This window comes from Xanthovirga aplysinae, assembly GCF_009711365.1.
GTDB classification, from domain to species: Bacteria; Bacteroidota; Bacteroidia; order Cytophagales; family Cyclobacteriaceae; genus Xanthovirga; species Xanthovirga aplysinae.
Window position 1 is genome coordinate 1 of sequence record NZ_SMMB01001229.1, and the last position, 13,017, is coordinate 13,017.

Consider the following 13,017-nt stretch of genomic DNA (forward strand, 5'->3'; position numbering starts at 1 on the left):
CCATTACAACCATGGCAGTAGAAATAGCAAATGATCAGAATTTTAAAGAATTGATTTCTGAGAATGATAAAGTAGTAGTTAAATTTTTTGCCTCCTGGTGCGGTAGTTGCCGTTTATTTTCCCCAAAGTTTAAACGTCTTTCGAATAATGAGCGTTTTTCTGATATTACTTTTTTGGATGTCAATGCCGAGGAAAACCAAGCCACCAGGAAAGAAGCAGGGGTAAATAATCTACCTTATTTTGCCATTTTTAAAAATGGTGAATTAGTAGAAGGTGTTGCAAGTAGTAAAGAGGATGCCGTTGTGGAACTCATTGAAAAGCTTAACTAATTATGAAAATACCCGTTATTAAACGATTAGTAGAATCTTACACTCTCGAGGAATTACAAAAGGCTGAGGAATCCCTTTCTGAAGAACAAAAACCTTCCATTAAGATTGAGGGAGAAGACGAAGGAGAACAATTGACACATGTGATTGCCGCAATGTGGATTATTGAAAAGATGAAGAATGACCATATGGAGTTCAAGCAAGCCTTAAGAGAATATACTAGTTTAGTCAGAAAATCAATAAGTTAAGATTAGGCCATTAAGTTGGTTTTAGTGCAGTATAAATAGGGTGACCGAAAATTATCAACCTATTTTATACTGTACTGTCTTTAACAAATATTCAATTCTAAAATTATAAAAAGAAATTCACCCTTCGCGGATTTTAACAGATTCAAACCCTTCCCTTATACTTCTAATATTTTCTATTATCTACTTACTACTTCTGCTATAAAATTCTCTCGAGTTAATCTATTTCCGTTAAATAATTAATATCTTTCTGAATAATCATCAACCAACATTATTCGTGAATTCCTTAAAGAAATCTGTTCTATTTTTTTCTTTACTTCTTGCCCAATTTTCTGGTTGTAAAACCAAGTATTTAGAACCCGATGATTTAAAAATAGGTTATCATTACTACCCCTTTCAAGTAGGGAATTATTGGACCTATTCTGTCGATAGTATATTTTATTATAGTGAGCATGATTCCGTGGTTAGTGAATACCAAGTTAAACAAAAAGTGGAGAGTTTCTTTGTGGAAGGTGAAAACGATACTACTTTTTTATTGTACAGATACCGTCGAAATGTCCAAAATGAATGGCAACAAGATTCGATTTGGACCGCGCGTAAAAGGAATAATCAGCTTATTATTACGGAAAAGAATATCCCTTATGTGAAAATGGTATTTCCAGTCGAGGTAGGAAAAAGTTGGGATGGAAACGCTTTTAGTGGAAAAGAAAATTACTCTTATTCAATTTCAAATCTAAGGTCTGAATTTAGTTCGGAGGAATTAGAATTTAGTAATTGCATGGAAGTGGTTGAAAAATTTGATGATCAGGGAGAAGAAGAATTTATTTATGAAAAAGAAATTTATGCTCCCCATGTGGGTTTAGTGTATCGTTACAGTAGTATTTTACCCCATGAGGAAGGTGGAAGCTATAAGAATTCTGGAGGAATTGTAGGTTTACATTATATTCAAACCTTAATTGAATATGGTAAGGAATAAAGGGATTTTCCTTTTCTTTTTTAGTTATCTATTATTGGCTTGCAGTGAGTCCTTGGGGCAGGTGAGTCGTTATGTGGTATATTTTTCTGACAAAAATAATTCTCCGTTCAAAATTGAATCTCCTGAAAAATTTCTTTCTTCTCGTGCAATTCAGCGAAGAGAAAACCAGGACATATCAATAACTCCTAGAGACTTTCCTGTTAACCCTCAATACATTGAAAAACTTCGCGAAAAGGGGGTTCCCATTTATTATTCTTCACGATGGTTAAATGCTGTTTTGATAGAGGAAAGTGCTTCTAATTTAGAAAAAATTGAAGGGCTTTCCTTTGTTGAAAGGATTGAATTCGTCGCCCCAGGAAGCAAATTGAAATCAAATGGAAGCTTTTTCGAAAAGGAATTTAACTCTTCTTCTAACCAAACTAGTACAGTAGATGATTACTTAACATCTGATTTCCAAAATCAAATGTTGGGGATAGATCATTTTCTTGAAGAAGGGTTTGATGGGACGGGAAAATTGGTGGCCATTTTTGATGGAGGATTTCTCCATGCTGATCAGTCTCCACTTTTTGAACATATATTTGAGGACCGTCATTTGCTGGCTACAAAAGATTTTACAACCAATTCATCTGATGTTTTTCGCCATCACAATCACGGAACTAAGGTTTGGTCCTGTATTGGAGGTCTTTGGGGAGATCATTATAAAGCAGGTGCCTTTAATGCTGATTATATTTTATGTGTGACAGAAGATGTCCAATCGGAGTATCGCATTGAAGAATATAATTGGTTATTTGCAGCCGAATATGCCGATAGTGCCGGAGTTGACATTATTAATTCTTCTTTGGGATATTTTGTATTTGATGATAAAGCCATGGATTATTCTAGAGAAGATTTGGATGGTCAAACTACCATAGTCAGTCAGGCTGCTCAAATGGCAGCTGAAAGAGGTATTTTGGTTGTAACAGCGGCTGGAAATGAAGGTATAACCTTTTGGAATCAAATTATAGCTCCTGCCGACGCCAAGGATGTTTTAACAGTGGGAGCGGTAAGTGATGATTTCAGCCATGTAAGTTTTAGTTCTTCGGGGCCTACAGCTGATGGAAGGATAAAACCCGATGTTTCGGCACAGGGCTATGAAACAGTTTTGGCCTCCAAAGATGGGACCAGTTTAGAAAGAGGAAACGGAACTTCTTTTTCAACTCCGCTTGTTACAGCCCTTGCCACATTATACTGGCAACAAAATCCAGAATTGAGAAATATTGATGTAATAAAAGAGATCAAACAAGTCGGCCATCAAGCCAAAAATCCAAATAATCAAACTGGTTTTGGGGTACCCAATTTTTATCGAGAATTTACCGATAACCTTCTTGAGAATTATTCTAACTTAAGGGATGAAGATTTCTTGTTTCCTAATCCAAGCTTAAATGGTATAATTTATTTGAAATATGCATATCAAAATCAAAAATTTGATATAAGAATTTTCGACCTAAAGGGCCAAAAATATAATTTCCCTTATCAGGGAATAGGGGGGAAGTTTTTAAGCTTAAATGTATCCACCTTACCTAAAGGAGTCTATTTGCTAAAACTGGAGGATGAATACGAAAGTAAAATTTTCAGATTAGTTTATATTGGGAATTGATGATTTAGAGGAGCAGGAATTTTTGCCAATTTGTTTCAGGGCGGTCTTTGTTTATATTTGCGGGATGAATCCAATTATCGCACCTTCAATTTTGGCTGCAGATTTTGCCAATCTACAGCGTGATGTCGAATTACTGAATAGCAGTGAAGCCGACTGGATCCATGTTGATATCATGGATGGCATTTTTGTCCCAAATATTTCTTTTGGGATTCCAGTTTGTGAGGCCATTAATAAACATGCCCAAAAACCTTTGGATGTTCACTTGATGATAGAGAATCCGCAAAATTATTTGGAAGCTTTCCAAAAAGCAGGAGCCGAAATCATCTCTGTTCATTATGAGGCGTGCAATCATTTGCATCGTACACTTCAACAAATTAAAGGTCTTGGTTGTGAAGCTGGGGTAGCTTTAAATCCTCACACCTCTGTGTCTTTATTGGAGGATGTGATTTCTGATATTGATATGGTTTGTATTATGTCGGTAAATCCAGGTTTTGGTGGACAAAAATTTATTGAGCGTACTTATGAAAAAGTAAGTGCCCTGAAGGAAATAATTATAAAAAGGAATGCAAAAACCTTAATTGAAATAGATGGTGGGGTGAACAGTGACAATGCTCCAAAATTGGTAAAGGCTGGAGCAGATATTTTAGTGGCTGGCAGTTTTGTATTTAAATCAGAAGACCCAGCCAAAACTATTTCTTCATTAAAAAAGAATTCTTAAACAATGGCGTTCTGGCAAAACAATTGTCAGGATATTCAAAAAAGAGGTTGAAAAGGAAAGAGGGAATTGAAAATGGAGAAAAATGATCAGCTCATTTTTTCTCCGGGTGGGCTTTTGACCATCTAATTATGATTTATCCGAAGCATTATGGCCAGTTCCTCAGGGCATGTCTAAAAAATAGACATGCTTTATAAAGCCCGAATTGGCTAATGATCAAAAAATATTCTTTTCTGACATTTTTATTGGTATTAATATCAATATCAATTAAGGCCCAAAAAAGGGTCTATATCCAAGGGAATATCACCAATGAAAAGGCTGAAATTATTCCCGGCGTTTTCATAAAACATCCTTCTACCCCTAACACCACAATCACGGATGAAAAGGGAAATTTCTCTCTTTCCCTCTCAGTAAAATCTGGCTCCGCAGAAACCCTAACTTTCAGACACCTTCAGTATAAAACCTTTCAAAAGAAATTTATATATAAAGGAGAAGACACACTCTTTTTTAAGATAGCACTCCAAAGAGATTTGAAATTGCTAGATACAGTAGAAGTCAAAGGTAATTCCTATGCCGAAAGAACGAATCCAGCGGGAATCACCAAAATATCTGCTAAATCTGCAAAAAATCTACCCTCCGCATTTAGCGATTTTAGTAAAGTTTTAACCACTCTTCCTGGAGTAAGCAGTAACAATGAGCTTTCTTCTGCTTATTCGGTAAGAGGGGGGAATTATGATGAAAACCTGGTATATATAAATGATATTTTAGTGTATCGGCCTTTTTTAAGCCGTAGTGGTCAGCAAGATGGCCTTAGTTTTGTGAATTCCGATTTAGTAAGTAGCATTGTTTTCTCTGCAGGTGGTTGGGGAGCGAATTACGGAGATAAATTATCCTCTGTTCTTTCCATAAATTACAAAAAGCCCCAAAGGTTTGGAGGATCTGTTAATTTAGGCCTATTGGGAGGAACTTTGCATCTTGAAGGAAAGAAAAATAAATTCCACTATCTAATTGGCTTTCGAAATAAATCGGCCAAATATTTATTCAATACCCTACCTACTAAAGGGCAATATTTACCTCGTTTTACTGATCTGCAAACTTTTTTTCAGTACGAGATAAACGAAAAATCCTCACTGGAAGGGTTGATCTCATTTGCACAAAATAACTATGAAGTTTTTCCTGATAGCCAGGTGACCAATTTTGGTACTTTGGATAAATCCTTTCGGTTAACAACGGACTTTGAAGGACATGAAGTCATGACTTACAGCATGCTGCAAGGAGGGCTAAAATTTAATCATAATTTTTCTGATCGTTTTCAAACAAGTTTCATTGTCGGAGGACTTAATACTTCGGAGAGGGAGTCTTTCGATGTAGAGGGTTATTATCGCCTGGCTGATGTGGATAATAACCCCGTTTCTAATTCATTTGATGAAGAACTGGAAATTTTAGGACTTGGAGCCAATTATAAGCATGCCCGAAATTCATTACAAGCTCAAATTATTAATTTGGACAACCGTTCTACCTATTGGCTATCATCAAACTCAGCTCTTGAGTTTGGGTTGGGTTATTCCTACGAAGATATCCAAGATAAAATCAATGAATATAATTTCACCGATTCAGCGGGCTATGTAAATATGTCGAGCCAATTAGCAACGATGTTGAATCTTCAATCCTATAGATTTAGGGCTTATTTGCAATATGAAACAGAGTTTGCATCCAATAAACAGTTGACCTCTGGAGTACGGTTAAATTATTGGAATATAAATGAACAGTTGTTAATTAGTCCTCGAATAAGTTATACATTTAAACCTACCTGGAATGAAAAATTAAGGTTTAAGGTTGCCAGCGGAATTTATCAACAAGCACCCTTCTATAGAGAATTGCGGGATGAAGAAGGATTTTTAAATAAGGATATTAAAGCCCAATCCTCCTTTCATTTTATAACAGGAACCACTTACGATTTTCAATTGTGGAATAGAGATTTCAAATTGAATATAGAAGCGTATTATAAATACATGTGGAATGTAATTCCATATCAAATTGAGGATATGCTCATTCGTTATGATGCAGAAAACAAAGCTAGGGCTTTTGCTTCCGGCATTGATATCAGGGTCAATGGAGAATTTATTGAGGGGACTGAATCCTGGTTTAGTTTAGGGCTATTGAATACGAAAGAAGATATATTCGATGATGATAAAGGCTACATTCGAAGACCATCTGACCAACATCTTCGTCTAGGAGTATTTTTTGAAGACCATTTACCCAATGATCCTTCTTTAAAAGTTTATTTAAATTTAGTTTATGGTTCTGGCTTACCTTTTGGACCTCCCAATAATGCAGATTATCGAAATGCTTTTACAGGAAGAGATTACAAAAGAGTAGATGTTGGCTTTTTCAAATCCATCTCCTTTAATAAAAGGAATAGACTTAATAAATTAAAAGGTTTCAAATTAGGATTGGAGGTTTTAAATTTATTAGGAGTTGAAAATGTAATATCTTACAGTTGGATAACGGATTTCAGTGGGGTGGAATATGCTGTTCCTAATTCCTTGAGCCAACGCTTTTTTAATTTAAGGACCATGGTGGAGTTTTAGACTTTAAGGGGTAAGATCCGAACGGAAAGCTCGGATCTGGAGTTTAGTTTCCCTGTAAAATTATAACAAACTTTTATGTTTTTAATGATTCAGCAACTGCACCAATAGATTTCTTGGAATTTCCTATAAAAATTTCATCACCAATAAGGAAAACCGGTCTTTTTAAAAAAGTATATTCATCTAAAATAAATTTGCGGTAGTCCTCCTCCTCAAGAGATTTTTCTTTTAAGCCCAGTTCTTTATATTTCCTGGCCACCCTGCTAAAAAGTGCTTCATAACTACCCGCCAAAGATTTCATTTCCTCAATTTGATTAGGATTAATTGGCTCTGTTTTTATATCTTGAAACTCAAATTCCCCTGGTTCTATTCCCAATTCAGAAATTATTCTTTTACAAGTGGTGCAAGTGGATAGATAATACAGTTTTTTTCTCATCCTTATTTATTAAACTACGGTTAAAATTCGACAATCAATTTAGATTTCGCCAGCCAATTTAGTTCATAAAACTAGTCATAAAAAAATCCGGCTTAAAAAATCCGGATTTAAAATTTGAATTAAATGGAAAGAAGGAAGGTAACAAAACTAGATCTTCTTTATATTGTCTTCTTCTTTTAGGCCAGACAGAACCTCCACATTAACTCCATCAGATAGCCCTAGTTCAATCTCTTTCTTTTCAAACTTTTGTTCACCCACTTCAATTTCTACAAAAGCTTTTTCTTCTTCAAAAGTAATTAAACTTTCATTTATGGCGAGTACACTATCTCTTTTGTCCAGAACAATATCTGCATTAGCACTATAGCCTGCTCGAATAAAATTTCCTTCCTGTAATTCTACAGCCGCACGAACATCAAATTTTATAGCGCCCTGGTCGTCTATTCCTTTTGGTGAAATATATTCTAAATTTGCTTTAAAAGTTTCTCCTTCAATGGCACCTATAGTTAAAAGTAATTCAAGACCTTCTTCCAATTTACCTACCTCTGATTCATCTACTTTTCCTTCAAATATCATTGATTCCATGTTGGCAATAGAACAAATAGTAGTCCCTTCATTAAATGTATTACTTTCTATTACAAAATGACCTTCTTTAACCGGAACACCAAGAATCATCCCAGAAGCTGTTGCTTTTACAAGATTGGTGACGTGGCCGGCCTTTTTAGATGCTCCTTCTTTGATCAATTGTACATTACTTTCAGCGGCTTCTAACTCCTCTCTTCTCAAATCGGCATCTAAACGAAATCTGTTGTATTCTACCTCTGAAATAATTTTATCCAGAAAAAGCTTATGTTGTCTTTCCAATTCCTTTTTGGCGTTGTTGTAATTGATTTGAGCTGTTTTTAATCGAGATTCTGCATTATTTAAACTTACCATATCTGGAATAATACGGATTTTTGCTATAACATCTCCTTTATTAACTACCACTCCGGCTTCCTGATATACCGCTTCAACAACACCGGAAACTTGAGATTTAATAGCTACTTCTTTTCGAGGATTAATAGAACCAGTGGCAACAGTTTTCTTTATAATGTTGGTTACAAAAGGGGATTCAGTTTCATAGACTACTGGATCTTCTTCTGACTTTTGATAGAGAAAGAAACCCGTTCCTAAGAACATTCCCGCCACAATTACAATTATTAGGATAACAAATACCTTTTTCATTTTGAACTTCTATTTATTGTTTAAATTATTTGCGACTTAGTATTAATTGCTAAGAATTTTGAGGGATTCAAAAGAGAAACTAAAACATGATAATGGTGTTATGCAAATCATATAAAATGAAAGTTTCGATATCGTTCTGAATCTTGTTTATTAAAAGTTATAATTATTTCTGATTTACCTTATTCATCTTGTAGTGCCACAACTGGTTGAACTTGTGCGGCCTTTCTTGCCGGAAATAGTCCGGCTATAGTACCCGATAATGTTAAAACAATGAGTGCAGATAAAGCTACCTTAAAGTCAATTTCTGGATTAGCAAAGAACTCGGCTTCTACTTCATATTTTCTCATCAGATAATTAATGGTCTCAATTACTCCTACACCGGCTACCAAACCAAAATAGCCGGAAAAACCTGTAATGATTAATGATTCCTGTAAGATCATACCAATAATAGATCTTGGGCGGGCACCTAGTGCCTTTCGAACTCCAATTTCTTTGGTTCTTTCCTTGACAATGATCAACATAATATTACTTACCCCGATGACCCCTGCGATGATGGTAAAAACACTCACAAACCAACCAAAACCCTTTATTCCCATGAAAAGCCCCATAATTTGTTTGTATTCCTTTTCAATATTAGCAGAGCCAAATGCGGGATTGTCGTCGGGATGAACTCTGTGCCTAGAAGCAAGTAGGGATTTGGCTTTTTCTTCTATTACTGTTGCTGAAATTCCATCCTTAGGTGTCAAGGCAAACCAATGCACTCGGTTTATCATATTATAGGTTTGTTGTAAGGTGGTAGCAGGAATATACACTCGCTCATTATCACGGACACCTCTTTCCCCTTTTCTCTTACTTTTGGTCAAACCCACTACCTTAAAATATACCCCTCGAATTTGAATGTATTTGCCTAGGGGATCTTCATCTTCTTCAAATAGTACTTCTCGAACTCGATCTCCTATTATGGCGACTTTCCTTCTGTTTTCAATATCTATTGAATTTACAAACCTTCCTTTTTGTAAGTTAAGATCTTCCACTTCGGCAAAGTCCGGATAGTCTCCAAAGACTCTAAAATTTCCATTCTTCTCCTCATTTTTTAATTCTGCTGTGCCCAAATTGTTGCGGGCGGCAATAAGGTCTAACTCTGGAATCCCAGACCTTAAGGCTTGTACATCATCATTGGTTAATCGGATGTACCGTCCAGGCTTTAGCCCTTTAAAGGGCATGGTGGTTCTTTCAGTCCAAACAAAAACCGTATTAGCTTTTATATTAAAACCATCCATTACTCCGTTCTGAAATCCATTGCTAGATCCCAGTAGCACCACTAACATGAAGATTCCCCAAAAAACACCAAAGGCGGTAAGGAATGTCCTAAGTTTATGCTTCTTTATGGACATATAAATCTCCGTCCAGCGATCTAAATCGAACATAGTGTGATTAATAAAGGTTTTTATTAATTGAATTACTTTAATTTGATCTGAATCAGGGTTATTCTACAAAATTCACCTAATTCATTTTTTTAATTAATCTGCTCTAAGGGCTTCTACAGGCTTTATTTTGGCAGCTTTAATAGCAGGCATAAATCCAGCAATTGCACCTGCGAAAACCAATACTGCAGTAGCAGTTAACGCAACTTGTAAATTTACTTCCGGACTTCGGAAAAAAGGAAGCTCAGCTCCGCTGCTTACAATGGCAAAATTCATTAATTCTAATAAACCAACTCCAATTACCAGACCGATATAGCCGGATAAAGCAGTAATAAAAACGGATTCTTGAAGTATAAGACTGACAATAGACCATGGAGTAGCCCCAATAGCCTTTCTTACCCCAATTTCGCGGGTTCTTTCTTTAACAATAATGAGCATGATATTACTTACTCCAACTATTCCCGCAAATAAAGTTCCTAGTCCAACGAACCAAACAAAATTGGCAATGTTGTCAAAAAGGTTTATAAATTCTTGAAACTCTTCTACATTATTATCGATATTCATGGCCTTTTTATCCTCAATATCATATTTATGGCGTGAGGCTAGCAATTTTTTAACGGAAGCCTCCATTTCCATACTTTCCTCAAGAGAAGCCGAACCTGTGGTGAACATCATTTGATGTATCTTATTACTGCCGTTATAGGCCATCTGGGCAGTTGAAATCGGTATGTAAATCATCCGCATTTCTCCTTCACCTCCTTCATCCTCAAATACCCCTACAACCTTATAAGGGACACCATTTACATTAATGTATTCCCCAATAGGATTTTGGCCTTCTTCAAATAGAACCTCCACCACTTTCTCACCAATTGCCGTAACTTTTCTCTTTTCTTTCAAATCAAGGTCGTTAAGAAATCGCCCTTTTGTCATGATGGTGTTTTCAATATATTGATGGCTGGGGTGGCAAGATCTTACACTAAAAGAGGAGAATTTGTCCTTATACCTAATGGTGTATTCTCCTGTAAGATAAAAACGAGCCGTAATATGCTCTACTCCCTCCACTTGCTCACTTACTTGTGCTAAATCTTCATTTGTTAATTGAATGTCTCGTCCTGGTTTCATTCCCTGATAGGCCATAGTGGTTCTCCCTGGGTATATCCAGATACTATTAACTGCATCGTCACGAAATTCATTTCGAATTCCATTTTCCATCCCTTTTCCTGCCCCTAAAAGAAGAATCAACATAAAGATTCCCCAAAACACACTAAAGGCCGTAAGGAATGTCCTCAATTTATTTTTCGCAATGGTGGAAAAAATTTCTTCCCATTTGTCTAATTGAAACATAAGTTGGTCGTTAAACGATTTGCGGTTGTGGAGAAGTGGATTCCTGGTTAATGATCAAGCCATCCTTGAGGCGGATAAGCCGGTTGGTCATTTGAGCAATATCATCTTCATGGGTTACGATAACAATGGTTTTGCCCATACTATTTACCTCTTTAAAAATATCCATAACCTCATAAGAAGTCTTTGAATCCAGGGCTCCTGTTGGTTCATCGGCTAAGATAACCTTAGGATCTGAGATAAGTGCTCGTGCAATAGCAACTCTTTGCTTTTGCCCCCCTGATAATTCATTAGGCATATGATGAGCCCACTCTTTCAAACCCACTCTATCCAAATATTCTAAGGCTAATTTATTTCTCTTTGATCGACCCACTTTTTGGTAATATAGAGGTAGAGCAACATTTTCCATTGCATTTTTAAAGCTCATCAAATTAAAGGATTGAAAAACGAACCCCAGAAATTGGTTCCGGTAAAATGCTGATTTGCTTTCGGTTAGTTTTTTCATCAAGGTTCCATTCAGATGATATTCCCCTTCTCCATATGTATCCAAAAGCCCAAGAATATTTAATAAAGTTGATTTTCCTGACCCTGAAGAACCCATCACGGAAACTAATTCTCCTTTGTTAATATTAAGATCAATGCCTTTTAGAACTTGAAGCGATTGTTTTCCGACTTTATAGGATTTTTTAATTCCTTTTAATCTAATCATACCTAATCGTACATTTTTGAATTTTTTGATTGATTTTCCATAACCGTGCCAGAGCATGTTTTTCAATTACAATATGCCTTAAAAGCATCATATACAATTATTGCAATTAAGAGCTGTCCGTTATTGAAACAGAAAAATGTTCAGTTATGAACAATTCCTTTAAATTTTCTACATCAGGGGTAGTTGGGAGATTTTTTCCTACTGTTAATTAATGAAATGTGGGATATTAAATGGATTTTTGGGGGAGAAAAATAATATGCCAATTAATAAGGGATTACTTTAAAAATCGATTGTAAAGTTTATTGTTCAACTTTATTTATTACTTTTATTCTGTTTCTTTGTCTTCCCTAAGAAATTTTATATTCACTATGTTTAAAAGTTTAATTCTATCACTTTTATTTTTAAATCTTTTTTTTCTTCATCTACAAGCTCAAAACTATTCTCCTTTTCCGGCAGGACATCCGGGTGTAGATGGTAAAAAAGGAAATTTCCGCCAATTACTTAATAAATTTTCTTTCAATATCTCGAGCGGTTATAGCAGAACATTTTATAGTCATTCACTGGAGAATTTTGATTTTATTAGCAGTAATAATGTATTATATATAAAAGATAAGGATTCAGAAAATTTGAATTATTATGCTTATTGGTTAAATGGGCCAACAAAGGTGGATTTCCTTAATTCAAATTCTCTTTTCCCTGAGGAAGTTCATGTTCCTTCTGATAGTATTCCGGTTAAATTAAGAGGAGCCTCTAATGGGATTCCTATAAATCTTTATCTATTATTCAATGTTAAAAGATTTCGAGTGGGGGGTGGATATTCAATGGAGTGGCAAAGGTTTGAGAATTTTAATCTTGATAGACATGGGGAATTATTGGGGCAATATAAACCAGAAATTACCTCTAATGTTGCCAGTCGTTATTACCTAATGCTGGGATACAATTATTTCACTTATAGAAGCAGGGTTTGGAACTTTAATTGGGTAGCAGATGCACAGGTCGGTTATCACAATTTGGGAACTGCTTTTTCCAGTTTACCTAAGAAAAGTCAATTTTTCACCAATTTAGGGCTTACCATTGAACAAGAATACTCTGAATATTTCAAAATCTTTATCCGTCCTTCAGTGGAATTAAAAAGATTTGATGTTCCATTATTGGAAGAGGAAAGAACTATAAAAAATCTTAACCCTGCTGCTTCCGTCCAATTGGGTATATCCATAAGGTTTCCTGACCTTCCGAGATGTCCAATTAAAACCTGTAAAACACAAATAATTCACGTACACAATGGTCAAAAGTTCAGAGGACAACCTATTTATAAAAAGCAAAATAGAAAATATGGAGAAAACAACCGAAAATTGCTGAAGTATAAACGGAAATATAGAAATGACAAGTAAATTTTTATC

Annotated in this window: 12 protein-coding genes; 7 read left to right on the top strand and 5 right to left on the bottom strand. The window is 35.5% G+C overall.

Annotated elements, in window-relative coordinates:
• From E1171_RS17945 to E1171_RS17970, 6 genes are all read left to right on the top strand, one after another.
• The coding region (locus tag E1171_RS17945; protein ID WP_343031455.1) for a thioredoxin family protein at positions 1 to 329 on the top strand (329 nt) is incomplete at its 5' end.
• A 2-nt stretch (positions 330 to 331) separates the two neighbouring features.
• On the top strand, positions 332 to 574 hold the full coding sequence (locus E1171_RS17950; protein WP_155207438.1) for a DUF6952 family protein: 243 nt from the start codon (positions 332 to 334) through the stop codon (positions 572 to 574).
• A 274-nt stretch (positions 575 to 848) separates the two neighbouring features.
• Entirely contained in the window at positions 849 to 1,547 is a 699-nt protein-coding gene (locus E1171_RS17955) for a hypothetical protein (RefSeq protein WP_155207439.1), read from the top strand.
• Positions 1,534 to 3,183 (top strand): S8 family serine peptidase, encoded by a 1,650-nt coding sequence (locus E1171_RS17960; protein WP_155207440.1) that lies wholly within the window; start codon positions 1,534 to 1,536, stop codon positions 3,181 to 3,183. Before E1171_RS17955 ends, E1171_RS17960 begins: the two co-directional genes overlap by 14 nt.
• Positions 3,184 to 3,247: 64 nt before the next feature.
• Positions 3,248 to 3,901, top strand: coding sequence for a ribulose-phosphate 3-epimerase (gene rpe, locus E1171_RS17965; RefSeq protein WP_155207441.1), 654 nt, complete (start codon positions 3,248 to 3,250; stop codon positions 3,899 to 3,901).
• A gap of 209 nt (positions 3,902 to 4,110) precedes the next feature.
• Complete coding sequence (locus tag E1171_RS17970; protein WP_155207442.1) at positions 4,111 to 6,489, top strand: TonB-dependent receptor; 2,379 nt, start codon at positions 4,111 to 4,113, stop codon at positions 6,487 to 6,489.
• 73 nt (positions 6,490 to 6,562) lie between these two features.
• Here the strand turns inward: E1171_RS17970 and E1171_RS17975 are convergent, their stop codons facing one another.
• From E1171_RS17975 to E1171_RS17995, 5 genes are all read right to left on the bottom strand, one after another.
• Positions 6,563 to 6,922 (bottom strand): arsenate reductase family protein, encoded by a 360-nt coding sequence (locus tag E1171_RS17975; protein WP_155207443.1) that lies wholly within the window; start codon positions 6,920 to 6,922, stop codon positions 6,563 to 6,565.
• A gap of 147 nt (positions 6,923 to 7,069) precedes the next feature.
• Positions 7,070 to 8,143 carry an efflux RND transporter periplasmic adaptor subunit gene (locus E1171_RS17980; RefSeq protein ID WP_155207444.1) on the bottom strand — a complete coding sequence of 358 codons (1,074 nt, stop codon included), beginning with the start codon at positions 8,141 to 8,143 and terminating at the stop codon, positions 7,070 to 7,072.
• Positions 8,144 to 8,322: 179 nt separating this feature from the next.
• On the bottom strand, positions 8,323 to 9,570 hold the full coding sequence (locus tag E1171_RS17985; protein ID WP_155207445.1) for an ABC transporter permease: 1,248 nt from the start codon (positions 9,568 to 9,570) through the stop codon (positions 8,323 to 8,325).
• Between the two features lie 93 nt (positions 9,571 to 9,663).
• Positions 9,664 to 10,911, bottom strand: a complete 1,248-nt coding sequence (locus tag E1171_RS17990; RefSeq protein WP_155207446.1) for an ABC transporter permease — start codon at positions 10,909 to 10,911, stop codon at positions 9,664 to 9,666.
• Between the two features lie 10 nt (positions 10,912 to 10,921).
• On the bottom strand, positions 10,922 to 11,617 hold the full coding sequence (locus E1171_RS17995; RefSeq protein WP_155207447.1) for an ABC transporter ATP-binding protein: 696 nt from the start codon (positions 11,615 to 11,617) through the stop codon (positions 10,922 to 10,924).
• A 368-nt stretch (positions 11,618 to 11,985) separates the two neighbouring features.
• On the opposite strand from E1171_RS17995, the gene E1171_RS18000 reads away from it, so the two are divergent.
• The gene (locus E1171_RS18000; protein ID WP_155207448.1) at positions 11,986 to 13,008 is read left to right on the top strand and encodes a cupin domain-containing protein; all 1,023 of its coding nucleotides are present in this window, start codon (positions 11,986 to 11,988) and stop codon (positions 13,006 to 13,008) included.
• Positions 13,009 to 13,017: the final 9 nt, after the last annotated feature.